The sequence below is a fragment of the Streptomyces sp. NPDC001157 genome (genome assembly GCF_053598255.1).
The window spans coordinates 37277-60453 of record NZ_JBSFJW010000036.1 but is presented as its reverse complement, the minus strand read 5'-3'; the positions used below and the strand labels follow the sequence as shown (position 1 = coordinate 60453).

Genomic DNA, 23177 nt, shown 5'->3' with positions numbered 1-23177 from the left:
CTGTCGGTCAAAGGGTCGGGATGGTCGGCCAGTTGCGCAGCAGGGAGTCCAGGGCGTCCAGGATCCGCGTCCAGCTCTCCTGCGAGTCGGGGGCGCTGTGGCTGAAGCCGCCGGCCGTCTCCAGACTCGAGTAGCCGTGGAAGACGCTGCCAAGCAGGCGTACGGCATGCGTCTGGTCCGGTTCCGTCAGTTCGTAGCCGCGCAGGATCGCGCGAGTCATCCGGGCGTGCCGGACACCCGCGCCGGCGGCCGCGGTCTCGGGGTCCAGCCGCAGCCGGGCCGCGGTAGCGCGGCCGGGGTGTTCCCGGCCGTAGTCGCGGTAGGCGTTGGCGAAGGCGATCAGGGCGTCCTTGCCGGCACGGCCCGCGAGGGCGTCGGCGGCCCGGTCGGCGAGCTCCTCAAGGGCGAACAGGGCGATCCGTGTCTTGAGGTCCTGGGAGCTGTTGACGTGCGAGTACAGGCTCGCCACCTTGACATCGAAGCGGCGGGCCAGCTCGGAGACGGTCACCTGGTCGAAGCCGATCTCGTCCGCCAGCTCCGCTCCTGCCCGGACCACACGTTCCGTGGTCAGCCCTGCGCGCGCCATGGCAGCCCTCCTCTCTCACCAGAGACGATTATGTATTTGCCTAAAGCATTTAGGCAAATTAGCGTGGTGCTATGGAACCGCTGACCGAACAAGAGATCCGCACCGCGTTCGTGAACTGCACCAAGGGCGAGGCCAAGCGCCTGTCCGTGCCGCGCGACCTGGCCGACCGGCCCTGGGACGACCTGGACTATCTCGGCTGGCGCGACCCCCAGGCCCCCGACCGGGCCTACCTCGTCACGGAGTGGGACGACGGCCGGCCCAGGGCCGTCGCGCTGCGCAGCTCCGGCCCCCGCGTGGGGCAGACGCGGCGCAGCATGTGCTCGATGTGCCTGACCACGCACTCCGGCGGCGTCTCCCTGATGGTCGCAAGCAAAGCGGGCAAGTCCGGGCAGCAGGGCAACTCGGTGGGCGCCTACATATGCAGCGACCTCGCCTGTTCGCTGTATGTGCGGGGCTTGCGGGACGCCGGCATGGGGGCGCGGCTGCACGAGACGATCACCCTGGAGGAGAAGATCCGGCGCACCATGGCCAACGTCGCCGCGTTCGTCGCCAAGGTCAGCACGGCATAAGCTCGGCAAATGGCGAAGTACTTCGATGTGCACCCCGAAAACCCGCAGCCGCGCACCATCGCCCAGGTCGCGGACAGCATCCGGGCGGACGCGCTCATCGCGTATCCGACGGACTCCTGCTACGCACTGGGCTGCCGGCTGGGCAGCCGTGACGGCATCGAGCGGATCCGTACGATCCGCAAGCTGGACGACCGGCACCACTTCACCCTTGTGTGCCAGGACTTCTCGCAGCTCGGCCAGTTCGTACGGGTCGACAACGACGTGTTCCGCGCCATCAAGGCGTCGACGCCCGGCAGTTACACCTTCATCCTGCCGGCGACGAGGGAAGTGCCGCGCATGCTGCAGCACCCCAAGAAGAAGACGGTCGGTGTGCGTATCCCCGACCACGTCGTCACCCAGGCCCTGCTCACCGAGCTCGGCGAGCCGCTGCTGTCCAGCACGCTGCTCCTGCCCGACGAGGACGAGCCGATGACCCAGGGCTGGGAGATCAAGGACCGCCTCGACCACGTGCTGGACGCGGTGGTCGACTCCGGGGACTGCGGCACCGAGCCGACGACCGTCATCGACTTCTCGGGCGGCGAGGCGGAGATCGTACGGCGGGGCGCCGGGGACACCACCAGGTTCGAGTGAACTCGCAGGTCGTACGAGGCCGGGGGCGCCGCGGGGAAGGTGAGTGGCGCATGCAACGATGACCGCACCCGGCCCGTCGGGCCGCAGAGTTGGTTCGTCGCCGCGCGCGCAGAGAGGCAGCCCCCCATGACCTCCGTACAGGGAAAAACCGTGGACATCACCACCGAGGACGGTGTCGCCGACGCCTATGTGGCGCACGCCGCCGACGGCAGCGCCCGGCCCGGTGTCCTGCTCTACATGGACGCGTTCGGGATCCGTCCCCATCTGACCGGGATGGCCGACCGCATCGCGGAGGCCGGCTACACCGTGCTGGTGCCCAACGTGTTCTACCGTCACGGGCGGACGCCGGTGGTCGAGTTGCCCGAGTTCATCGACCCGGAGGCGCGTCCGGAGATCTGGGGCAAGGTCGGCCCGCTGATCCAGTCCGTCACGGCCGACCTGGCCATGCGGGACGCGGCCGCGTACCTGCAGTGGCTGGCCGACTCCCCCCTCGTCGCCGACGGCCCGGTCGCCCTGACCGGCTACTGCATGGGCGCGCGGCTGTCCCTGCTGACCGCCGGCTCCTACCCGGACCGGGTGGCGGCCGCGGCAGGCTTCCACGGCGGGCGCATGGCGACGGACGACCCGGACAGCCCGCACCTGGTGGCCGAACACGTCACCGCCGAGCTGTACTTCGGTCACGCCGACGAGGACCCGTCCCTGCCGCCCGAGCAGATCAAGCGCCTGGAGGACGCGCTGACCGCGGCGGGCGTGCGGCACCGCTGCGAGGTCTATCCGGGCGCGCACCACGGGTACACACAGGCCGACACCTCCGCCTACAACAAGGAGGGCGACGAGCGGCACTGGGCGGCGCTGCTCGACCTCCTCAAGCGCACCTTCTGACGCGCATCGGCTGAACCGGCCACGGCGCCCGCGGAGTTCCCTCCGCGGGCGCCGACTGTTACCCACTGTTCAACTTATTGACATGGACGCGCCTCGGTGCCAGTTTGAGAGCGCTCTCAGTGAGGTCCGGACCAATTTCCTCGGGTGATCCCCCCACAACAAGTGAACCCCCAACCCCCCACGGAGGTGGAGCGTGCTCAGAAGGCTCTCTCGCCGGCTCCTGGTACCGGCTGCTGCGGCGGTCCTGATCGCCGGGGCCCTCGCCATCCACTCGCCCTCGTCCGCCGATGCGGCCGTGCCCGACACGATCCCCCTGAAGCTGACCAACAACTCCGGCCGCAGCGAGCCGGTCTACGTCTACACGCTCGGCACCCTGCTCTCGACCGGACAGCAGGGCTGGGCGGACGCGAACGGCGCCTTCCACGCATGGCCGGCCGGCGGCAATCCGCCGACTCCGGCGCCGGACGCGTCCATCGCCGGGCCGGCCGCCGGGCAGTCGAAGACGATCCGCATACCCAAGTTCTCCGGCCGCATCTACTTCTCGTACGGCCAGAAGCTGGTGTTCAAGCTGACCACCGGCGGCCTGGTGCAGCCTGCCGTGCAGAACCCGAGCGACCCCAACCGCGACATCCTCTTCAACTGGTCCGAGTACACGCTCAACGACTCCGGCCTGTGGCTCAACAGCACGCAGGTGGACATGTTCTCGGCGCCCTACGCGGTCGGGGTGCAGCGCTCCGACGGGAGCACGGTCAGCACCGGGCATCTCAAGTCGGGCGGCTACAACGGGTTCTTCAGCGCGCTGCGGGGACAGTCGGGCGGTTGGGCCAAGCTCATCCAGACGCGCTCCGACGGCACCGTGCTGCGGGCGCTCGCTCCCGGGTACGGCCTGGAGAACGGGGCCCTGCCGGCGTCCGTCATGGACGACTACGTCAACCGCGTCTGGCAGAAGTACACGACGTCGACCCTGACCGTCACACCCTTCACCGACCAGCCCGCCACCAAGTACTACGGCAAGGTCTCGGGCAACGTCATGAACTTCACCAACGGATCGGGCGCGGTCGTCACCAGCTTCCAGAAGCCGGACGCGGACAGCATCTTCGGCTGCCACAAACTGCTCGACGCGCCCAACGACCAGGTGCGCGGGCCGATTTCACGCACTCTGTGCGCGGGCTTCAACCGTTCCACGCTCCTGGTCGACGCGAACCAGCCGGACACCACGACGGCGGACTTCTACCAGGACGCGGTGACCAACCAGTACGCCCGGAACATCCACGCGCAGATGGCCGACGGCAAGGCCTACGCGTTCGCCTTCGACGACGTCGGCAACCAGGAGTCGCTGGTGCTCGACTCCGGCCCGCAGCAGGCATATCTGACGCTCGATCCCTTCAACTGACGCCGAAGGGCCTCACCCCGCCCGGGGTGAGGCCCTGTTCGTGCGGGTGGTCAGCCGGTCGTCAGCGCGGTGTCGTCGACGACGAAGCTGGTCTGCAGGGAGGAGTCCTCGACACCGCTGAACTTCAGGGTGACGGTGGAGCCGGCGAGCGAGGACAGGTCGAAGGACTTCTGGGCGTAGCCCGAGGCGTGGTTGAGGTTCGAGTACGTCGCCAGGGTCTTCGATCCGGCGGTGACCGTCAGCTTGTCGTAGGCGACGCTGCTGGTGGTCTCCGACGTGTCGATGTGCAGATAGAAGGTGAGCGTGGCCTTGCAGCCGCTCGGGATGGTCACCGACTGGGACAGCGTGTCGGTGTGGGTGGAGCCGTAGCCGTCCAGCCAGGCGTAGTACGAGCCGCCGTGCGCCGACTCACCGCTGTCGTTGGTGATGACATCGCTGGTCGCGGTCCAGGTGGTGTTGCCCGACTCGAAGCCCTGGTTGCCGAGGAGTTGGGCCGAGGTGCAGCCGCCGCCTCCGCCGGAGCTGACGGTCCAGGTGAAGGAGGCGGTGCCGGTGGCGCCGGTCGAGTCGGTCACCGTGACGGTGGTGCTGTAGGTGCCGGCCGTCGTCGGCGTGCCGGAGATCACGCCCGTGGAGCTGTTGATCGACAGGCCGGTGGGCAGTCCGCTCGCTGCGTAGCTCAGCGAGCCGCTGTTGGTGCTGCTGGCCGAGATCTGCAGGCTCACCGCCGTGCCGACGGTGGAGGACTGGCTGCCCGGGTTGGTGACCGTGACGCCCGACGAGGGCGGCGTGATGTGGCTGCCGACGTTGATGCCCGCGAAGGCGTTGCCGACACCGGCGTACTGGGTGGAGCCGGTGCCGTACAGGGCGGCGGCGGCATTGAGGGCGGCGGTGCGGGCTGCGGCGTAGTCGGTGCTGGACGTCATGTACGTCGTCAGTGCCTTGTACCAGATCTGCAGGGCCGCGGCCCGTCCGATGCCGGCGACGGCGACGCCGTCGGAGGTCGGGCTGTTGTACGTCACACCGTTGATGACCTTCGTGCCGCTGCCCTCGGACAACAGGTAGAACATGTGGTTCGCCGGGCCCGAGGAGTAGTGCACGTCGAGGTCGCCGACACCGGAGTACCAACTGTCCGCGGAGCCGCCGTCCTTGCTCGGCTTGTCCATGTAACGCAGCGGCGTGCCGTCGCCGTTGATGTCGATCTTCTCGCCGATGAGGTAGTCGCCGACGTCGCTGCTGTTGTTGGCGTAGAACTCCACTCCGGTGCCGAAGATGTCGGAGGTGGCCTCGTTGAGCCCGCCGGACTCGCCGCTGTACTCCAGCCCCGCCGTGTTGGACGTGACGCCATGGCTCATCTCGTGTCCGGCCACGTCCAGCGAGGTCAGCGCGTGGGTGCCGCCGGAGCCGTCGCCGTAGGTCATGCAGAAGCAGCTGTCGTCCCAGAAGGCGTTGACGTACGCCGTGCTGTAGTGGACGCGGGAGTAGGCGGCGACACCGTCGTTCTTGATGCCGCTGCGGCCGAAGGTGTTCTTGTAGAAGTCCCAGGTCTCCTGGGCGCCGTAGGCCGCGTCCGCGCCCGCGGTCTGCGTGTTGGACCCCGACCCGGTCCCCCAGACGTCGTCGGAGTCGGTCATCAGGGTGCCGGTGCCCGAGGTGCCGTTGTTGAGGCTGTACGTCTTGTGGCCGCCGCGGGTGGTGTCGTACAGCTGGTACGTCGAACCCGACAGCGTGGTGTTCAGTGTGACCGTGCCGCTGTACTGGGTGTTGCCGGTGCCCGTCTTGATGCCCTGGTAGCGGTAGAGCTCCTTGCCGGTGGTGGCGTCGGTGATGACGTGCAGCTGGCTCGGCGTGCCGTCGTCCTGCAGGCCGCCGACCACCGTCTCCCAGGCGAGCTTCGGGGTGCCGGTGCCCGCCCAGATGACCTTCCGGGCGCTGTCGGTGGTGGGCCGTTCGGCGTCGAGGGACCTGGCCGCCTTGAGGGCCTTGGACTGCGCGGCCGCCTTGCTGAAGGTCGCCGTGGTGGAGGCGACCTTGATGGTGTGCTTGTTGTTGAAGGTCGTGCTCACCGTGCCGGCGGCGAGGGAGGCCGGCGGGGTGTGCACGACGAGGTCACCGCCGAGGACGGGCAGGCCCGCGTAGGTCCGCTCGTAGCGGGTGTGCAGGGTACCGTCGTTGTCCTTGACGACGTCCCTGGCGACCAGCTTCTCCTTGGCGCCGAGCCCGATGACGCGGGCGGTCGCGGTCGTCTTCGCCTTCGCGCTCTCGAGGAGCGCGCTGTGCTGTGCCGGGGTCAGTTGTGCCTCCAGTCCCCCGGTGCGGAGGGGGCTGGGATGGGGGGCGGCGGGCTTCGCGTTCGCCGGGACCGACTGGATGCCGACGGCGAGGAAGGCCGCGGTGGAGAGCAGGGCTCCGACCGCTGTCCGCTTGCGGGGGATGCGTCTCACTCGTTCTCCTACTGCTGCGACCGCGTGGGCGGCCGGTGACAGACCGGGCAGACGGGTGTACTGACCGGGACGAGCCGAGCTGTACGGGTTCGTCGTTGCGTGATGAGAACGTGGGGGGTGCGCGGCAGTTGGGGAGGAGAATGACAGCCTTGACCGGACCATGTCAGCAGGCTTCCGGCCAATCGAGGGTTATCCCTCTGTACGACGAGGCGGCCTGCCCGCTGGGGATGCGGGCAGGCCGCCGGGTGGTGCCGAAGGGTCAGCTGAGGCCGAGGGAGGACAGGGCGGTGGTCCAGTCACTGGCGACGGCGCTGCGAGCGTCGTCGAGGGTGACCGTGCCGGCACAGACGGCCTTCTTGAGCTTGTTCTCCACCGAGTCCTTGCTGTACGCGGTCTCGTCGCCGTACCGCGGCTCCGGCCACAGGTTCTGCGCGTCCTTCGGAGCGCCGCCGAGTTCGAGCGGCACGAGGTGGTCCTCCTCGTAGTCCGAGGTGCTGGTGTCCGAGTAGCCGTACTCCGCTATCTGCTTGACCTTCAGGGCGTTGGTGTACGAGGTGGAGGGGCGCACGGTGGCGGTCCAGCCGGACACACAGATCGTCGTGTCGATCGTGGACTGGGTGACGTCCGGGTTGTAGGCGCCGGGCTGGCAGGTCGGGTCCGGCAGCGGCAGGTAGGACTGCGAGCAACCGGCCGCGTGCGCGGCTGAGCCCGTGCCGATGATGAGGCCGGCGACGGAGAGGGTGAGGGATGCCGTGGTGGCGGTGAGGCGGCGCATGGCACGCATGGGGGTTCTCCCGCGATGGGCCCGGGGTTCCGGGCGGGTGTGTGCATGACAGCACCACCGGATCTATGCGGGTAGAAATACGAAGTGAAGAATCAGTGACCTCACTGAATCCTTGCCACCCCTTGGCTATCGGGTGCCCAACGCCTGGGGTGCGCTTGGGTGTTCGATAACACGGGGGTAACTCACGCCTCGGGCGGCCTGCCCCTTCCCCCCCGGCGGCGCATGCGGCCTTGCCCGCATCGTCGCTGCCAACAGTTCCCCTTCGGACCGGGCCGTGGCGCCCTATGCTGCGGCCCGTCCTCCCCCCGCGAAGGACGGTCGAGGGATGCCAGCAACGATCGGACGGGAGACGATCCTTGAGGGAACTGGCGGAGCTCGAAGAATGGGTCGCAGTGATCGATGCCTGCATCGAGTCCATCGCGAAGAGGCAGGTGGATCTCACCGATCCCGACTGGATGCGGAAGATGCAGGAGGGCCCGCGTCCACTGGACGAGGCGGGCGTCCGACCGGAGGCCGAGGCGGCGCTGAGGGACGTGCTCTCCCGTTACGAGGACGACGACGAACACGTCCGGGCCGCCCCGCGCGCGCTCCTGGAGCGCTGCCACTCGCTCTGTTGGGCGACGACGCTGCCCTTCGAGCCCACACCCCAAGGCTTCCGGCAGCGACTGCTGGAGATGTCCGTGGAAGATCAGGGCCACGACACAGGGGACATGACGGTCGCCCTGCACGATCTGTGCGGACAGGCACAGCACACCGGCGTCGACATCCGGCCGCTTCTACTGGATGTGGCCGAACTCTCCAGTGACGTCGACAAGTACGGGATGGGTTCCACGCGGGACATCCTGCTCCGGGCAGCCGGAAGGGAGCCCATGGGGCTCTGGTGAGCTGCGCCTGCGCCAAGCGGGGACGAAGCCGTCCCGGGCAAGGGACCTGTCCCGCACTCCTCCGCGCCGGTGCGGACCGGCGCAAGGTCGTCGTCACCACCAGGGCGCCTCACTCGCACGTCAGGTATCGACGAAAGCACTGATCCATGGCCGGAACTCGCCCCTCAGTGACCGGAGTTGACCTCTGAGAGTTGAGAGATATTCAGTTACCAATGGTAATCCCTTGCATTTACGCGACTCTTACCCGTAGACCTGGCTCCACCAAATGCCAGGGCTCTGGGGGGAGTTGGCAGATGCAGGGCACGATTGACGGGTTCCGCTATGGTGCGGTGACCCCGGTGGCGGCCTATCTGATGGCCTGCCTGGGAGGGGCGCTGGGACTGCGCTGCATCGTCCGGTCCCTGCTCAACAAGGAGTCCTGGAAGCCGGGTTGGCTGGCGCTCGGCGCCGCCTCGATCGGCTGTGGGATCTGGACCATGCACTTCATCGCCATGCTCGGATTCCAGGTCGAGGAGACCGGAATCCGTTACGACACAGGGCTCACTCTGCTGAGCCTGGCCGTGTCGATCGTCGTGGTCGGTATCGGCGTGTTCATCGTCGGCTACCGGGGCGCCGGCAAGGTCACGTTGGGTGTCGCGGGCGCGGTCACCGGGATCGGCGTCGCCGCGATGCATTACCTCGGCATGGCGGCGGTGGAGGTCAACGGGGACATCCGGTACGACCCGCCCACCGTCGCCCTGTCCGTCGCCATCGCGATCGTCGCCGCGACCGCCGCACTGTGGGCGGCTGTCACCGTCCGGGGCTTCATGACGAGTCTCGGGGCCAGTCTGGTCATGGGGGTTGCGGTCTCCGGCATGCACTACACGGCGATGGCCGCCGTCAGCGTCCATGTGCACGGCACCAGCAGTGGGGCCTTCACGGGCGATTCGCCCACCTCCTTGTTGCTGCCCATGCTCCTGGGACCGACCGTCTTTCTGCTGCTGGCCGGCGTGGTGGTCATGTTCGACCCGCTTCTGGTGCTGGGCGACGGCGAGTGGGACAAGTCGGCCGCGGCACGGCGGACCTCCGTCGCCGACCATGCGGCAGAGCCCGCGCCGCAGCACAGCATCGCCCCGTTCACCGGACGGGTCGCTCCCGCGCGACCCCGGCAGGATCACCACGGGGCCGGCGCGCAGCCCGCGCAGCAGTGGGCTCCGCCATCCAGCCATGAATGGTGAGCACCGTCGACTCAGTCCGTCTTCGGTATCTCCGGCGCTGTTCTATGGGCGAGCCGTCGCGCAGGCCGAGGTGGTCGAGCAGCGTCGTAGCGGTGTCGTCTGCGGCAAGGTGTCCCGCGGCGCAGGAGCGCGGGTCGTCACGGACCGCATCGGCATCCCAGCAGGCATGGCGCAGCAGCCGCTGCCTCGGCGCGGACCGGACCGGACGAAGCCGGCCCGTTCGGCCAGTGGCCGGCAGTTCTTCCGCCCCACGCCCGACAGCAGCCCGAGCAGGTGGCAGCGGGCCGACGCGCGGGGCTCAACCCGCCGGAACCGGCACGCGATCCGAGCCCATGACCTGGTCGAACATCGCGTGCCGACAGGCAGGTGGGGGCTATGCCGTGCGGCCACCGCACGATCTTCAGGAGTCCGCATGGCTCCCGGTCATCACGCGATGGCCGCGCCCGTTCCCCGCCGGTCCGCAGCAAGATCGCGAACCCGGACCGAGATATCAGGAGTGATCGAACAGAGTGACTACGCTCTGCGGTGCTTCCGCGCCGAAGAAGATTTCCAGGTTCTCCGCCGAGCGTCCGGCGGAGTCGCCACTACGCCGGAACAGCCGCTCTTCGTAGGCGGTGAGCGCGGCCTCGATGTCGGGTTGCTCGACCAGCTTGCTCGCCAGGTCCGCGCCGTCGTACATGGCAAGGTTCGCGCCCTCGCCGGCAAAGGGCGACATAAGATGCGCGGCGTCGCCGACGAGCGTCACGCCGGGCACCCTGTCCCATTCGAGCCCGACGGGCAGGGCATAGATGGGTCGGAGCCACGGTTCCGCGTCGCTCTTTGTCACGAAGGCGGTGAGCAAGGGCGACCAGCCGTCGAATTCGTCGGCAACCTGGCCGAGGCCTGCGGACGGGTCGCCGAAGTCGATTGACCTCATCCACTCCTCGGGCTTGTTCAGCGCCACGTATCCACGCACGCGCCCGTCGGCATAGCGATGGGCGATGATGCCCTTGCCCGGCGCGACCGCCATCAGCGTGCCGCTGCCGATCGCGGCAACGCTCGCCCGGCAGCTCTGGTCGCCCGAGGCGAGAGCGATCTCGATGAAGCAGGTTCCGCTGTAGAGAGGCTTGGCGGGGGTGAGCAGCGGACGCACCTTTGACCAGGCACCGTCCGCGCCGATGACGATGTCGGCGTGCGTGGCAGGGCCTTCCATGAAGGTGAGGTCGTAGCCGCCCTCCATACGATGCCGGATCGAGGTGAGCTTGTGCCCCCACCTGATCGTGCCGGGCGTCAGCGAGTCGATGAGCAGGCGCCTGAGTTCGCCGCGATCCACCTCCGGGCGGGCCGAACCGGGGTCCGCAGGCTTGTCGAACAGCAGCGTGCCGTGACGGTCGACCACGCGCTTGGCGTCCTCGCCCGGGCGGACCAGAGCGAGGAACTCGTCGTAGAGACCGGCTGTGTGCAGTGCGACCTGGCCGGTCTCCTCGTGGATGTCGAGCAGGCCGCCTTGCGTACGGCTCGCCGCCGACGCCTCACTCTCGTAGATCGTCACGGCGACGCCGTGAACCTGAAGCACCCGGGCAAGGGTCAGCCCGCCCAGTCCGGCTCCGACAATGGCGATGGTCTTCTGCATGCTGCGCTCCTGTGTCGCGCCGGCACACGCCGGCGGTGGTGAGCGCCGAGAGCGGACGGGATGCCCGGTCTCGGCAAGGAGACGCTCAACGATCAGAACCATCTGGATCGATGTACGAACGATGTCCTGCGGAGCAACCCGCGGAACATCGCTTTTCGCGACGACAGGACTATAGCCAGACATCCGCCTCGGGGCAGCCGGGGCCGCTCACGCTGTGACGCACCGCACCCGCCGGGCTCATCCTCGACAACCGCCCCGACCGGCTCGGGGGTCGTTGGGGTGCCACCGGAAGTACCAGGGGAATCCACCCCTCCAAGGGTGGCGGAAGCCAACGTTGTTACGGTTCACCGGTGTCTGAATCTTCACGCGATACCGCCCAGGGCGCCGGCTGGGGCACCGCCGAACGCGGCGACTACAAGCGGCTGATGCCGCAGCACGTCGAGAAGCTCTCCTGGCTCAGTCCCAAGACGCTGTGGGCCGCCCGCAACGGTGTACTGGCCTCCTGGTTCGGGGACCCCACGGGCCGTACCCGCAGCAGATGGGTGGCACAGCGCGAGGCGACCGGCGCGCCCGCCGACAAGGTGATCCGGCGGGCGGAGGCGGACCGGTTCTCCTTCATGGTCATCGGCGACACCGGCGAGGGCGACGATCCCCAGTACGCCGTCGTACCAGGGTTTCTGAAGGTCGGTCAGGGCACGGACTTCGCCGTCATCGCCAGCGACGTGATCTATCCGGTGGGCAGCGCGGACGACTACGCCACGAAGTTCTTCCGCCCCTATCAGGACTACCAGGCGCCGATCTACGCGATACCCGGCAACCACGACTGGTACGAGGACCTCGGCGGGTTCATGCGCGTCTTCTGCGCGGACTCGCCGCCCCTCGCCCCCGAGCCGGCACCGCGCCCCCTCAGCCGGGCCTGGTTGCGCTCGCTGCTGTGGCACCGACCGCGCCCCAGCGACGGTCAACACCTGGACCAGGCACGCCAGTTGCGCTCCGCACAGGCCCAACAGGCCGTCCAGCCGGGCCCGTACTGGGCCATCGACGCCGGTCCCTTGCGGATCATAGGCATCGACACCGGTCTGCTCGGCACGATCGACGCCGAACAGGGCGCCTGGCTGCGCGAGGTGTCCAAGGGTCCCCGCCCCAAGATCCTCATCACCGGATCGCCCTTGTACGTCGACGGTGAGCACCACCCGTGCACCATCGAGGGCGGCGACGGCACCGTCGACGACATCGTCCGGGACCCCGATCACCACTATGTGGCGGCGATCGGCGGCGACATCCACAACTACCAGCGCTATCCGGTCCAGGTCGGCGGCCGCACCATCCAGTACGTCGTCTCGGGCGGCGGCGGGGCGTTCATGCACGCCACGCACACCATCCCCCGCATCGACATCGCGGACGTCACCGAGAAGGACTTCCGCTGCTATCCGCTGCGCGGCGATTCCCTCGCGTTCTACAGCAGGCTCTACGGGCGGCGGCTGCGACTGCGCCGCTTCTTCACCCTCACCGAGGACGAGGCGATGGCCGTGATCGCCGAGCGGCTCGGCATCCCGCCGACCCGCACCCCGGGCGGAGCGGTACGCGTCACCCGTCGTATCCGCATCGTGGCCGGTCTGCTCGGCGCCGGAGGCCGTCCCGACCGCACGTCACGGTTCCGCCTCCCGGTGCGCAAGATCTACACGCAGTTGTTCTCGCCGGGTTCGGCGACGTACAGCCCGCCGTTCTTCAAGCAGTTCCTGCGTCTGGACGTCACCCCGGAGGCGGTCCACCTGCGCTGCTACGCGGCCACAGGCAACCGCGCGCAGGAGATCGAACCGCCCGTCGAGGACGAGGTCACCATTCCTCTGACGTGAGATGACCCGATCTTGACCCGCGCAGGGGGAACAGTTCCCGTGACCACCTGGTTGGCACCACCGTAATACTTGATACATCAAACAACCATGGAGGAGCCCGTGCCGCCGACCTCACGCCCCCTGCGCAAGCTCGGTTTCCTGACCATCGGCCTGTTCGACGAGGCGGATCCGGGCCGGGGCCACGAGTCCACGCTGGAGATCATCGAGCTGGGCGAGCGGCTCGGCTTCGACAGTGCGTGGCTGCGTCACCGGCATCTGCAGTACGGCATCTCGTCCCCGGTGGCCGTCATGGCGGCGGCCTCGCAGCGCACCAGCCGAATCGAGCTCGGCACGGCGGTGATCCCGCTCGGCTGGGAGAATCCGCTGCGGCTGGCCGAGGACCTGGCGACGGTCGACATCCTGTCCGGGGGCCGCATCAACCCGGGTGTCAGTGTCGGCCCTCCGATGCACTACGACCAGATCAAGGAGGCGCTGTATCCGGACACGGCGGACGCCGAGGACTTCTCCTACGAGCGGGTGCGGCGGCTGCTGGACTTCGTGCGCGGCAAGAGCGCCACGGACTTCAGCGGGGTCGAGGGGTTCGAGGTGTTCTCCGACCGGGTGCAGCCGCACTCCCCCGGCCTTGGCCGTCGCCTCTGGTACGGCGGCGGGAGCCTGAGTTCGGCGCGCTGGGCCGGCGAGCACGGCATGAACTTCCTCACCAGCAGTGTCGTCAAGGCGGAGAGCCCCCAGGGAGCGGACGGGGAGGCGGAGGAGTTCGACTTCGCAGAGGTCCAGCTGTCCCACATCCGCGCCTTCCGCGCCCATCACCCCGACGGCGACAACGCCCGCGTCTCACAGGGCCTGGTCGTCATCCCGACCGACTCCGCCTCGCCCGAACAGCGCGCGAAGTACGAGGAGTTCGCCGCCAAGCGCACCCCTCGCACGGCCTCCCCGCAGGGGCCGGCGCGGCTGATGTTCGCGCCGGACATCGTCGGCAGCTCGGAAGAGATCGCCGAACGCCTCCATGCCCATGCCGCGTTCCGCGAGGTGGACGAGGTGGCGTTCGCGCTGCCCTTCACCTTCGAGCACGAGGACTATGTGCAGATCCTCACCGACATGGCCACGCGGCTGGGGCCGGCGCTCGGCTGGCGGCCCGCTGCCTGAGCCTGCGTTCACCAGCGCCCGGGTTCGGTCCCGACGAGCGGCTGCGACGGCTTGCCGTCCACGCCGATGGGGATGTCGCCCGTGAGCATCACCCGGTGCATGATCCGGGGGAAGCCGAGGTGGGCGTTGTCGCTGGGGGCGAGGTGGATCGTGGCCCGGTTGTCCCAGAAGGCCACGCTGCCCGGCTCCCAGCGGAACCGCACCGTGTACTCGGGCCGTACCGCCTGCTCCAGCAACATGTCCAGCAGCGCCCGGCTCTCCGGGCGGGAGACCTCGGTGATCTGCTCGAGGTAGTAGCCGTTGACGAACAGGACCCGCTCCCCCGTCTCCGGGTGCACCCGCACGAGCGGGTGCACGGAGGCGACCTGATGGTCCAGCAGGTGCCGCAGGTAGGCGTCGTCGCCGGGCCGTGGCTGGTAGCCGACGCCGAGCCGGTGCTCGGCGCGCAGCCCGTCCACGAACTCCCGTACCGGCCCGGACAGTCCGGCGTACGCGGCCGCGAGGTTCGACCACGTCGTGTCGCCTCCGTACGGCGGGACGGTCTCGGCGCGCAGGATCGTCGCGGCCGGCGGGTCGATGCGGGCGCCGTGGTCGCAGTGCCAGCCGCGCAGAAGACTGTGCCGACGGCGCTGCAGCCACTCCTCGTGCTCCATGCCGAACTTCCCGCCCAGCTCCAGCCGGTCGGCGGTGGTCTCCACCTCGGGGAAGTCCGGCGGCGAGGCGCTGCCCCGCTTGCGCAGCACGACGGGTTCGCCGAACCGGCGCGCGAACCCCACGTGCCCGGCGTGGTCCAGCCGCTGCCCGCGGAAGAACACCACCTTCCAGCGCAGCACCGCCGCGCGGATCGCGGCGACCACGGCGTCGTCCAGGTCACCGGCCAGGTCGACGCCCCTGATCTCGGCTCCGATGTGCCCGGCCACCGGTTTGACCTCGATGCCCGCGGCCCGTTCGACGCCCGTCTCCGTGTCCCGCTCAGTCGCCATGCGTACTCCGCTGATCGCCCGGACCGGCTCCGCTCGGCCGGTCGCCGTATCCGATCTTTGCAGGGAATGCGACGGACGTCCGCGGACTGGCGCGCCCGGTGAGGCTGCTCCGTTCCAACTGCCGGGCGTGTGAAGCCTCCTGCGGATCAGGCCCGCGATGTACGCGCGGGCTTCGGCTCCGTGCGGCGGTGGACGGGGCCGCCGGGCGCGAACCAGCCCGCCTTCTTGCGCACCGCCGGTGAGGGGTCCTCGTCGCGGGCACGCACCAGGGCGGCGACGGCCTCCGGGGCGCTGTGCACCCACAGTCCGACGAGCTCGGCCGCCCTGGCCCTGACCTGGGGGTCCGGGTCGTCGTGCAGGATCCGGATCGCACGCGGCTGGATCACGGCACGGTCGGGGCGGCAGGCGTCCGCGTCCGGCTTGCACCGGTCGCAGGACAGGGCGTGGAGCGCCGCCACCCGTACCCGGGCGTCCGGGTCGTCGAGCATGGCGGTCAGGTCGTCCATCGCCTCGGCCACCAGCAGTTGGTCCAACAGCCTGCAGCATTCCTCCCGCACCCGGGGAAGCGGGTGCCTCAGCCCTCGGCGGATGCAGGGCACCGCTTCCGTCCCGCGCCGCAGGAGTTCGCGAAAGGCGTCGGGCCGGCGTGGCTCGCTGCCCAGTGCGTCGACGAGGGCGACGGTTTCGGCCGTCGGCATGTCGTCCCCCTTCCTCCCTCGTCGAGCCTGCGCGTCCTGCTGCCATGGCTCCAAGGGATTTTCCGCGGCGCGGGAGGCCGTCGTCACACGTTGAACTCCCGTATGACGGTGTTTCGGAACACCGCCGTGCCGTCGATGGTGAACAGGGCCAGGCCCGTGTCGACCAGGTACGGGAACACCTCGCTGGAGTGCACGTATCGGCCGTCGTCGAGGTACATCTCCACGGACGTCCGGTCCACGAGGATGCGCAGCTTCACCACGCCCGCCGAACGGCTGAACGGGGTGTGGCTCTCCTGCCACTTGCCGGAGCTGTCGGGGTTGACGGTGGTGCGGCGGTTGAGGAAGGCGTAGTCGTTGTAGATGCCGGCGTCGATGTGCCGCCCTCCGTCGGGTGAGCGGCGCAACTGGAGCCCGGCGCCGGTGAGTTGGTTCCAGGTGATCTCCGTGGTGATCTCGTAGGAGATGCCCGTGTAGTCGAGAACCTTGGTGCCGTGGACGGTCAGGTCACCCAGGTTCACCGTGCGGGAGACGTACGCGTCGAGGGCGGCGACGGGGCGGGAGGCCAGGTAGTACGTGCCGACGGAGTCACGCTTCAGGGTGAGCTCGCGGACGATCGAGTCGGTGCCGTTGAAGCCGTCGCAGTCGATGGTGGGTGTGGTGTTCGCGTAGTCCCAGTTGTTCAGCCAGCCGAGCGCGTAGCGTGCGCCGGGATCTTGCGTGCCGTTTTTGTTCCGCTTCTCGAAGGTGACGGCGCCGTACCAGTCCCAGCCGTGGTCGAGCCACTGCGGGTCGGCGGCGTCGGCCGTGAAGGCGCTGCCGTCGAAGGCACCTGTCCAGTACGCGTACGTGTTGGGCAGCCCCGAGCTCTTGCCGTTGGCGCTGACGCCCAGCACCCACTTCACCGTGCCGTCCTCCGCCGTGATCCGGAACAGGTCGGGACATTCCAGCGTGCCGAGCCCGTCCTTGATGAATCCTCCTGCATACGTCCAGGACTTGAGGTCCGAGGAGTGGTAGAAGCCCACCTTGATGCCCTCGGCGAGGGCCATCACCCACCTGTCGCGGTCCTCGTCGCGGATCACTTTGGGATCGCGGAAGTCGGCGACACCGGGGTTGGGGAGGACCGGGCCGGTGCCGTGGTTGGTGAAGGTGCGGCCGCCGTCGGTGGAGTAGTACAGGAACTGCGCCTGGTGGTCGGTTCCGCCGCCGGGCGACATCGTGGCGATGACGATCACCGCGCCGGCGCCGAAGCCTGCCGTGTTGTCCGTGTCCACCACCGCCGAGCCCGACCAGACGTCGCCGTTGGGAGTGGTGTCCTTCGGCACGGCGACCCCGCGGTCGGTGAAGGTGACCAGGTCGGAGGTGGTGGCCAGGCGCCAGGCCGTGCCGGCCGGACCGGTGGGGTAGTCGGCGTTGTAGAGGTAGTAGTAGTGGTACTCGCCGTCGATCCAGACCGGGCGCTGGGGGTCGTTCTTCCAGGCGTCGGGGACTGTGAAGTGGTAGGCGGCGCGGTAGCTGGCGCAACTCGCCCTGGTCGCCCTGGGTTTGGCGGTGGCCCGCGTTGCAGGTAGCAGCACGGCGGCTCCCCCGGCAGCGGTGCCGGTCAGCAGGGCTCTCCGGGACATCCCTTGCATCACTCTTCGTTCCTCTCGTCGTCGAGTGGAGAACGGCGGCTCGTGTGGTGCAGGACTGTGCGGCCTAACTCGTTAAAGGTCAAGGGGTGCACGAGCCTTGACAGGGCCGTGGCGGGCTTCCCATCATCTGGGGCATCGACCCTGATCTAACACGAGTTAGGCAAGTTGGATGACCGACTCGCTCGTCACCCGCCGTATGTTGCTGCGGTACGGGGCCTACGGAGCGGGGGCAGCCGCGCTGGCAGGCACCGCCGCGAACTGGGACCGGCTCACCGGAGCCGACATCCCCGGTCGCAACGACGGCTCCCTCGTCGTCGCGACCCTCGGCCCCGCCTATGGCCCGGAGGCCATCCGCACCCTCACCGAGGGCTTCCGGAAGGTCCACCCCGACATCAAGCTGCGGATCAACGCGGTGCAGGCCGTCGACTGGTCGGACTTCTTCGCGAAGATCCTCACCCAGATCGCGGCGGGCACCGCGCCCGACCTCGTCTACGTCGCCACCGAGGGCGTGCAGCTGTTCGCGCAGCGCCTCGGCGTCCCTCTGGACCGCTGGGTGCAGCGGGACGCGGCCGAACTCAAGGAGTACTTCGCCGACGTCCATCCCTCGCTGGTGGAGTCGATGATGTACGAGGGGCACCTCTACCAGCTGCCCGTGGAGTTCAACGCGGCCGACATGTATCTGAACCGGCAGGTGCTCGAACGGGCGCGCGCGGACTTCCCCGCTCCCGACTGGACCCGCGACGACTTCACCGCGTTGCTGCGGGCCATGAAGAAGTCCAGCGGCTCGCAGTTCACGCCGTACTTCTGGACCAACCGGCTGTGGGGCGGGGTGGTGCCCTGGCTGTTCGCGGGCGGCACCAATCTGCTCACGGAGTCCAAGGCGCCGGGTGGTGCCTGGCTGTGGGACTCCTTCTACCCGGCTGCCCAGCGCCAGGGCCGCGGCGGCGGCTTCCGCTGGACGACCCCGCAGGCCACCGCCGGGCGCGTCGAGGAGGCGTACGACTATCTCGCCTCCCTCATCCAGGAGGGCCTGTGCACCCGCCCCGAGGGCGGTAACGGCCAGAACCTCGTCGGCGTGTTCTCCACCGGCCGCGTCGGCGTCACACCGGCGGGCGGCTTCTGGGCCGGCGGCCTGCACCTCGCCGGGATGCAGGCGGACGGCTTCGACGTGCAGTACTTCCCGCGCTGGCGCACCCAGCGCCACCAGTTCGGCGCGGCGGGCTACGCGCTGCTGCGCACTTCCAAGAGGCAGGACGAGGCCTGGGAGTTCATCAAGTACGCCGCCCGCCGGGACACCCTGATGCGACTGTTCGACACCAACCAGACCACCCCGGCGCGCCGCTCGATGCTGACCGCCGCCCGCTACCGGGAGACCGGCCCGAAGCACTGGCAGGTCTTCTACGACACCCTCGACAAGTTCCCCGACACCGGGCCGATCCCCGCCCCGCCGCAGGTCGCCGAGGTGACCGAGGTACTGCTCAAGCACACCGGCACCGCCCTCGCCTCACCGCGCTCGGTGCGCCCCGCACTGCGCCGGATGCAGGGCGACCTGGAGAAGGCCATGGAGCGTGACGCATGACGAACACCCAGGTCCCCGCCGTACGGCCGAGGGCCGCCACGCCGGCCGTCGCCCCGCCGCAGCCCTCGCCCCTGCGCACCCGTGGCACCCGGCTGCTCGCCGCCCTCTTCCTCGCACCCACGATCGTCGGCATCGTCGTGTTCACGGTCGTCCCGATCGTCGGCTCGGTGGTACTGAGCCTGTTCCACTGGAACGTGATCGACTCGCCGAGCTTCGCGGGGGCGGCCAACTACCGTGAGGTCTTCACCGACTCGACCGTGCGGGTCTCCTTCCTCAACACGCTCGTGTTCATGGTCTTCGCGGTCGCCGCGCAACTCCTGATCGCCCTCGCACTGGCGCTGACCCTGAACGGACGGATGCCGACGTGGCTGCGCTCGGTGTTCCGCTCGGCGTTCTTCTTCCCGCTGGTGCTGTCCGCCGCGTCGATCTCCGTGGTGATGAAGTACCTGTTCAACCAGGACTTCGGGGTGGTGAACTGGCTGATCGGGCTGGTCGGCATCTCGCCGGTGCCCTGGCTGACCTCGGAGCACGCGGCACTCGCGACCGTGATCGTCGTCTATGTGTGGCAGCAGTTCGGCTTCTCGTTCCTGCTGTTCATCGGCGGTCTCAACAACATCCCCAAGGAGGTCCACGAGGCCGCCTCCCTGGACGGTGCGACCGGTCTGCGCAAGCACCTGCATGTGACGCTGCCGCTGCTGTCGCCGACGCTCCTGGTGGCGACCGTGGTCGGCGTCATCAACGCCCTGCAGGTCTTCGAGCAGCCGTACGTGCTGACCAACGGCGGGCCCGGCGACTCCACCCGCACCGTCGTGATGGTCATCTACGAGACCGCGTTCGAGCAGCTGCGCTTCGGTGAGGCGTCCGCGGTGGGCGTGCTGCTGTTCGTGCTGATCATGGCGGTGACCGCCCTCCAGTTCCGGCTCAGCCGGCGTTTCGTCCACTACCAGTGAGCCGGGTGACCTCCATGAGCCAAGCAAGCCTGTCCCTGAGCCGCGCCCGGTACTCCCTCGGGCCATGGGCACGGATCACCGCCCTGGCGGTGTGCGCGCTGCTGACCCTCGGCCCGGTCATCTGGACCGTCTCCACCTCGCTGCGCACCCCGGCCCAGTCCTTCGACCTGCCCCCGAAGATCATCCCGACACATCCGACGGCTGACGCCTACCGCGGGGTGTTCGGCCAGATCGACGTGTGGCTGCTCGCCCTGAACTCGACGCTGGTGACCGCGCTGATCGCGGTCGGCCAGATGATCACGGCGGGACTTGCCGGGTATGCGTTCGCACGCCTCGAATTCCGTTTCAAGAAGCCCCTGTTCGGGCTGGTGCTTGCGACGATGATGGTGCCGCTGCAGGTGACCATCGTGCCGGTGTTCCTGGTGCTGAAGTCGATGGGCCTGACCGACACCCTGCTCGGTCTGATCATTCCGGCCTTCCCGACCGCGTTCGGCACCTTCCTGATGCGCCAGTACTTCCTGGGCATGCCCAGGGATCTGGGCGAGGCGGCCATGCTGGACGGTGCCGGGCCCTGGCGGATCTTCCGCTCGGTGTATGCACCGCTGGCCGCGCCCGGCCTCGCCATCGTCGGCGTGCTGGCCTTCAACTACCACTGGAACGAGTTCTTCCGGCCGCTGATCCTGGAGACCTCCGGGCAGAACTACACGCTGCCGCTGGGCCTGGTCTCCCTCCAGGGCAACCTGGGCACCGGCTCCATCTCGGTGGTCCTCGCCGGTGTCGTCCTCTCCATGCTCCCCGCCGTCGCCGTGTTCGTCGTCGGCCAGCGCCCTCTGCGCGAGGGCATCACGTCCGCAGGAGTCAACCGTTGAGCCTCGACCCCAACGCCCCGCGCTTCAGGGTCCGTCCGCCCGCCGGCTGGATCAACGACCCGAACGGGCCGTTCCGTCTGCGGGACCGCTACCACCTCTTCTACCAGCACAACCCTGACGCGCCGGAGCACGCGAACGTCCACTGGGGCCATGTCTCCAGCCCCGACCTCGCGCACTGGGAGCACCACCCGATCGCCCTCACTCCCACGCCGGACGGCCCGGACGAGGCGGGCTGCTGGTCCGGTTGCGTGGTCGACGACGACGGTGTGCCGACCGCCGTGTACACCGGCGTCGACCGCCACCACACCGGCCTCGGCACCGTCTGTCTGGCGCGGGCGGTGGTGCCGGACGACGAGACGCTGACCGACTGGAAGCCGCTGCCGACACCCGTGGTGAGCGGCCCGCCCGCCGATCCGGACGTGGTGATGTTCCGCGACCCGTTCGTGTTCCGCCAGGGCGGGCGGCGGTGGGCGCTGGTCGGCGCGGGGCACGCGGACGGAACACCGTCGGTCCTGCTGTACGACTGCGACGACCTGCTCGACTGGCGCTTCGCCGGGGTCCTCCTCGACGGCAACGACCCCGTCGCGGCGGAGGTCTTCGGGGACCGGGCGGTCGGCTGGGAGTGCCCGCAGCTGTACGCGACGGCGAGCGGACAGTGGGTGCTCGTGGTGTCGCTGTGGGACGGCGATCCGTGTGCCACGGGCTATCTGACGGGCCGTCTGCAGCCGTACGGGGAAGGCGGATTGCGCTTCGAGGCACGGACCGGCGGACGGCTCGACCACGGGCGGGACTTCTACGCGCCGGCCGTGCTCCAGGAGCCGGACCGGGCACTGATGTGGGGTTGGTCCTGGGAGGCCCGCGCGCAGAGCGAGGTCGAGCGCGCCGGCTGGGCAGGGGTGCTCACCGCGCCGCGCGTCGTGGACGTCCACCCGGACGGCGCCCTGTGTGTCGTACCGGCACCGGAGCTTCAACTCCTGCACGCGGCCGAGCCGTTCGTCACCGCACCCGGCAGGGTTGCGCTTCCGCAGTCGTACGACCTGACCGTCACCGTGCACGGGCGGACCACCGTGGGTCTGCTGTGGTCGGCCGGCGGCGCACGGCTGACGGTACGGCTCGACCCGGACGAGGGCACCGTGACGCTGGATCGCGGCGACTGGCCGCGGACCCGGCCCGACGGGTCCGCGCCGATCGTGGTCCGGGCGCCCGCCCGGCAGGTGCGGATGCTGGTCGACGGTTCACTGCTCGAGCTGTTCGTCGACGACCGGGTCACCGTCACCGAGCGGGTCTACTTGCGCCCGGGCGATGTGCGCGAGCTGGTCGTGGCGGGGCACGCGGCCACCGTCACCGGGTGGGAGCTGGTCCCACCGACGCACGAGTGATCACCGGGCAGGCCAGGCGCCGCACGGTGGCGGGCGGCGTCCGTCCGGTGTCGATGACGTCCAGCAGCAGCCGGGTGGCCGCCTCGCCCATCGCCCGGTGCGGCAGCGCGACCGTGGTCAGGGGCGGCGAGAGGAACGCGGCCATGTGCTCCTGGTCGTCGTAGCCGACCACCGAGAGGTCCCCGGGGACGGCGATGCCGAGGCGGGTCGCGGCGTGCAGAACGCCCGCCGCGACCCGGTCGTTGTAGCAGAAGACACCGGTCGGGCGCCGGTCGGCCGGGACACCGTCGAGGATGCGCAGCGCGCCCTCGTACCCGCCGGAGATCTCGCCGCCGGTGCGCACGACCCACTCCTTGGGCACGGTGATCCCCTCGGCGCGCAGCGCGTCCCGGAACCCGCGCAGCCGCTCCACCGACGCGATGTCGTCCTGGCCGCCGATCATGGCGACCGTGCGGTGGCCTTCCTGCAGCAGCAGCCGGGCCGCCGTACGGCCTCCGGCGCGCTCGGCCGGGATGACGGCGGGCAGGGAGTCGTCCTCGGGCAGGCAGTTGGCGAGGACGGAGTGGGTGCGGTGCAGGCCCTCGGGGACGCGGACCCGGCGCAGCGACATGGCGGCGTAGATGATGCCGTCGACGCGGCGGTCGAGGAGTTCGGCGACGGCCGCGTCCTCCTTGGCCTGGTCGCCGCCGGAGTCGACGGTCAGTACGAGGTGTTCGCTGTCCCAGGCGGTCTCCATGGCGCCGCGCAGCAGCCGGCCGGCGAAGGGCGAGGAGGCGATCTCGTCGGTGACCAGGCCGATCACGGCGGTACGGCGGCGGCGCAGGCCGCGGGCGACGGGGTCGGGGCGGTAGCCGAGCTGGGCGGCGGCCCGGCGGATGCGTTCCTGGGTGGCGGGCGAGAGGTTGCCTTCGGCGCGGCCGTTGAACACGAAGGAGACGGCGGTGTGCGACACACCGGCGAGCCGGGCGACGTCGCGTGACGTGGGACGTCCGGATCCCGCCTGTCCCGTGTCCTCGGTGCGGCCCATCCCGTGTGCTGCCCTCATCCCCCACCCGTCCGGTTGATCACAGCTCACCCTATCCGTG

20 protein-coding genes and 1 pseudogene are annotated in these 23177 nt (G+C 69.4%); 12 read left to right on the top strand and 9 right to left on the bottom strand.

Annotated elements, in window-relative coordinates; all coding sequences use genetic code 11:
• Positions 1-7: 7 nt before the first annotated feature.
• Positions 8-586 carry a TetR/AcrR family transcriptional regulator gene (locus ACWDAG_RS39310; RefSeq protein ID WP_450700344.1) on the bottom strand — a complete coding sequence of 193 codons (579 nt, stop codon included), beginning with the start codon at positions 584-586 and terminating at the stop codon, positions 8-10.
• A gap of 71 nt (positions 587-657) precedes the next feature.
• Here ACWDAG_RS39310 and ACWDAG_RS39305 point away from each other — a divergent pair, with 71 nt between their 5' ends.
• The 4 genes from ACWDAG_RS39305 (at position 658) to ACWDAG_RS39290 (ending at position 4060) form a co-directional block, all read left to right on the top strand.
• Entirely contained in the window at positions 658-1155 is a 498-nt protein-coding gene (locus tag ACWDAG_RS39305; RefSeq protein WP_450700343.1) for an FBP domain-containing protein, read from the top strand.
• A 9-nt stretch (positions 1156-1164) separates the two neighbouring features.
• Positions 1165-1785 carry an L-threonylcarbamoyladenylate synthase gene (locus tag ACWDAG_RS39300; RefSeq protein WP_180291921.1) on the top strand — a complete coding sequence of 207 codons (621 nt, stop codon included), beginning with the start codon at positions 1165-1167 and terminating at the stop codon, positions 1783-1785.
• 126 nt (positions 1786-1911) lie between these two features.
• On the top strand, positions 1912-2667 hold the full coding sequence (locus tag ACWDAG_RS39295; RefSeq protein WP_450700342.1) for a dienelactone hydrolase family protein: 756 nt from the start codon (positions 1912-1914) through the stop codon (positions 2665-2667).
• A gap of 193 nt (positions 2668-2860) precedes the next feature.
• A complete protein-coding gene (locus tag ACWDAG_RS39290; protein ID WP_450700341.1) occupies positions 2861-4060 on the top strand; it encodes a glycoside hydrolase family 64 protein in 1200 nt (399 codons plus the stop codon).
• A gap of 50 nt (positions 4061-4110) precedes the next feature.
• Here the strand turns inward: ACWDAG_RS39290 and ACWDAG_RS39285 are convergent, their stop codons facing one another.
• Together ACWDAG_RS39285 and ACWDAG_RS39280 are read right to left on the bottom strand one after the other, a co-directional pair.
• The gene (locus ACWDAG_RS39285; RefSeq protein ID WP_450700340.1) at positions 4111-6504 is read right to left on the bottom strand and encodes a M4 family metallopeptidase; all 2394 of its coding nucleotides are present in this window, start codon (positions 6502-6504) and stop codon (positions 4111-4113) included.
• Between the two features lie 259 nt (positions 6505-6763).
• Complete coding sequence (locus ACWDAG_RS39280; RefSeq protein ID WP_450700339.1) at positions 6764-7288, bottom strand: hypothetical protein; 525 nt, start codon at positions 7286-7288, stop codon at positions 6764-6766.
• A 356-nt stretch (positions 7289-7644) separates the two neighbouring features.
• Between ACWDAG_RS39280 and ACWDAG_RS39275 the strand changes: the two genes are divergently transcribed.
• Both ACWDAG_RS39275 and ACWDAG_RS39270 read left to right on the top strand, forming a co-directional pair.
• Positions 7645-8172, top strand: a complete 528-nt coding sequence (locus ACWDAG_RS39275) for a hypothetical protein (protein WP_450700338.1) — start codon at positions 7645-7647, stop codon at positions 8170-8172.
• Positions 8173-8465: 293 nt separating this feature from the next.
• Positions 8466-9389 (top strand): MHYT domain-containing protein, encoded by a 924-nt coding sequence (locus tag ACWDAG_RS39270; protein WP_450700337.1) that lies wholly within the window; start codon positions 8466-8468, stop codon positions 9387-9389.
• 97 nt (positions 9390-9486) lie between these two features.
• Here the strand turns inward: ACWDAG_RS39270 and ACWDAG_RS39265 are convergent.
• Both ACWDAG_RS39265 and ACWDAG_RS39260 read right to left on the bottom strand, forming a co-directional pair.
• Positions 9487-9755: pseudogene (locus ACWDAG_RS39265) on the bottom strand (IS701 family transposase); the annotation flags it as partial.
• Positions 9756-9879: 124 nt separating this feature from the next.
• Complete coding sequence (locus ACWDAG_RS39260) at positions 9880-11001, bottom strand: FAD-dependent oxidoreductase (RefSeq protein WP_450700336.1); 1122 nt, start codon at positions 10999-11001, stop codon at positions 9880-9882.
• A gap of 350 nt (positions 11002-11351) precedes the next feature.
• Between ACWDAG_RS39260 and ACWDAG_RS39255 the strand changes: the two genes are divergently transcribed.
• Both ACWDAG_RS39255 and ACWDAG_RS39250 read left to right on the top strand, forming a co-directional pair.
• The gene (locus ACWDAG_RS39255) at positions 11352-12857 is read left to right on the top strand and encodes a metallophosphoesterase family protein (protein WP_450700335.1); all 1506 of its coding nucleotides are present in this window, start codon (positions 11352-11354) and stop codon (positions 12855-12857) included.
• 99 nt (positions 12858-12956) lie between these two features.
• A complete protein-coding gene (locus tag ACWDAG_RS39250) occupies positions 12957-14003 on the top strand; it encodes an LLM class flavin-dependent oxidoreductase (protein WP_450700365.1) in 1047 nt (348 codons plus the stop codon).
• A gap of 8 nt (positions 14004-14011) precedes the next feature.
• Here ACWDAG_RS39250 and ACWDAG_RS39245 read toward each other — a convergent pair whose 3' ends face one another.
• The 3 genes from ACWDAG_RS39245 to ACWDAG_RS39235 form a co-directional block, all read right to left on the bottom strand.
• Complete coding sequence (locus ACWDAG_RS39245; protein WP_450700334.1) at positions 14012-14986, bottom strand: TauD/TfdA dioxygenase family protein; 975 nt, start codon at positions 14984-14986, stop codon at positions 14012-14014.
• Between the two features lie 146 nt (positions 14987-15132).
• The gene (locus ACWDAG_RS39240) at positions 15133-15684 is read right to left on the bottom strand and encodes a HEAT repeat domain-containing protein (protein WP_450700333.1); all 552 of its coding nucleotides are present in this window, start codon (positions 15682-15684) and stop codon (positions 15133-15135) included.
• An 83-nt stretch (positions 15685-15767) separates the two neighbouring features.
• On the bottom strand, positions 15768-17315 hold the full coding sequence (locus ACWDAG_RS39235; protein WP_450700332.1) for a glycoside hydrolase family 32 protein: 1548 nt from the start codon (positions 17313-17315) through the stop codon (positions 15768-15770).
• A gap of 169 nt (positions 17316-17484) precedes the next feature.
• On the opposite strand from ACWDAG_RS39235, the gene ACWDAG_RS39230 reads away from it, so the two are divergent.
• From ACWDAG_RS39230 to ACWDAG_RS39215, 4 genes are read left to right on the top strand one after another with little or no spacing between them, the layout of a single operon-like run.
• The gene (locus ACWDAG_RS39230; RefSeq protein ID WP_450700331.1) at positions 17485-18894 is read left to right on the top strand and encodes an extracellular solute-binding protein; all 1410 of its coding nucleotides are present in this window, start codon (positions 17485-17487) and stop codon (positions 18892-18894) included.
• Positions 18891-19844: a carbohydrate ABC transporter permease gene (locus ACWDAG_RS39225; RefSeq protein ID WP_450700330.1), complete on the top strand. Its 954-nt coding sequence runs from the start codon at positions 18891-18893 to the stop codon at positions 19842-19844. The genes ACWDAG_RS39230 and ACWDAG_RS39225 overlap by 4 nt, the downstream gene beginning before the upstream one ends.
• A gap of 14 nt (positions 19845-19858) precedes the next feature.
• Positions 19859-20713: a carbohydrate ABC transporter permease gene (locus ACWDAG_RS39220; RefSeq protein ID WP_450700329.1), complete on the top strand. Its 855-nt coding sequence runs from the start codon at positions 19859-19861 to the stop codon at positions 20711-20713.
• Positions 20710-22092, top strand: a complete 1383-nt coding sequence (locus ACWDAG_RS39215) for a glycoside hydrolase family 32 protein (protein WP_450700328.1) — start codon at positions 20710-20712, stop codon at positions 22090-22092. Before ACWDAG_RS39220 ends, ACWDAG_RS39215 begins: the two co-directional genes overlap by 4 nt.
• Here the strand turns inward: ACWDAG_RS39215 and ACWDAG_RS39210 are convergent.
• On the bottom strand, positions 22055-23137 hold the full coding sequence (locus tag ACWDAG_RS39210; protein ID WP_450700327.1) for a LacI family DNA-binding transcriptional regulator: 1083 nt from the start codon (positions 23135-23137) through the stop codon (positions 22055-22057). The genes ACWDAG_RS39215 and ACWDAG_RS39210 overlap by 38 nt on opposite strands.
• Positions 23138-23177: the final 40 nt, after the last annotated feature.

Bases quoted from the DNA above. Each gene is read 5' to 3' on its own strand.
- ACWDAG_RS39310 (WP_450700344.1), bottom strand. From the start codon at position 586: ATGGCGCGCGCAGGGCTGACCACGGAACGTGTGGTCCGGGCAGGAGCG.
- ACWDAG_RS39305 (WP_450700343.1), top strand. From the start codon at position 658: ATGGAACCGCTGACCGAACAAGAGATCCGCACCGCGTTCGTGAACTGC.
- ACWDAG_RS39300 (WP_180291921.1), top strand. From the start codon at position 1,165: ATGGCGAAGTACTTCGATGTGCACCCCGAAAACCCGCAGCCGCGCACC.
- ACWDAG_RS39295 (WP_450700342.1), top strand. From the start codon at position 1,912: ATGACCTCCGTACAGGGAAAAACCGTGGACATCACCACCGAGGACGGT.
- ACWDAG_RS39280 (WP_450700339.1), bottom strand. From the start codon at position 7,288: ATGCGTGCCATGCGCCGCCTCACCGCCACCACGGCATCCCTCACCCTC.
- ACWDAG_RS39270 (WP_450700337.1), top strand. From the start codon at position 8,466: ATGCAGGGCACGATTGACGGGTTCCGCTATGGTGCGGTGACCCCGGTG.
- ACWDAG_RS39260 (WP_450700336.1), bottom strand. From the start codon at position 11,001: ATGCAGAAGACCATCGCCATTGTCGGAGCCGGACTGGGCGGGCTGACC.
- ACWDAG_RS39245 (WP_450700334.1), bottom strand. From the start codon at position 14,986: ATGGCGACTGAGCGGGACACGGAGACGGGCGTCGAACGGGCCGCGGGC.
- ACWDAG_RS39240 (WP_450700333.1), bottom strand. From the start codon at position 15,684: ATGCCGACGGCCGAAACCGTCGCCCTCGTCGACGCACTGGGCAGCGAG.
- ACWDAG_RS39235 (WP_450700332.1), bottom strand. From the start codon at position 17,315: ATGCAAGGGATGTCCCGGAGAGCCCTGCTGACCGGCACCGCTGCCGGG.
- ACWDAG_RS39230 (WP_450700331.1), top strand. From the start codon at position 17,485: ATGACCGACTCGCTCGTCACCCGCCGTATGTTGCTGCGGTACGGGGCC.
- ACWDAG_RS39225 (WP_450700330.1), top strand. From the start codon at position 18,891: ATGACGAACACCCAGGTCCCCGCCGTACGGCCGAGGGCCGCCACGCCG.
- ACWDAG_RS39220 (WP_450700329.1), top strand. From the start codon at position 19,859: ATGAGCCAAGCAAGCCTGTCCCTGAGCCGCGCCCGGTACTCCCTCGGG.
- ACWDAG_RS39210 (WP_450700327.1), bottom strand. From the start codon at position 23,137: ATGAGGGCAGCACACGGGATGGGCCGCACCGAGGACACGGGACAGGCG.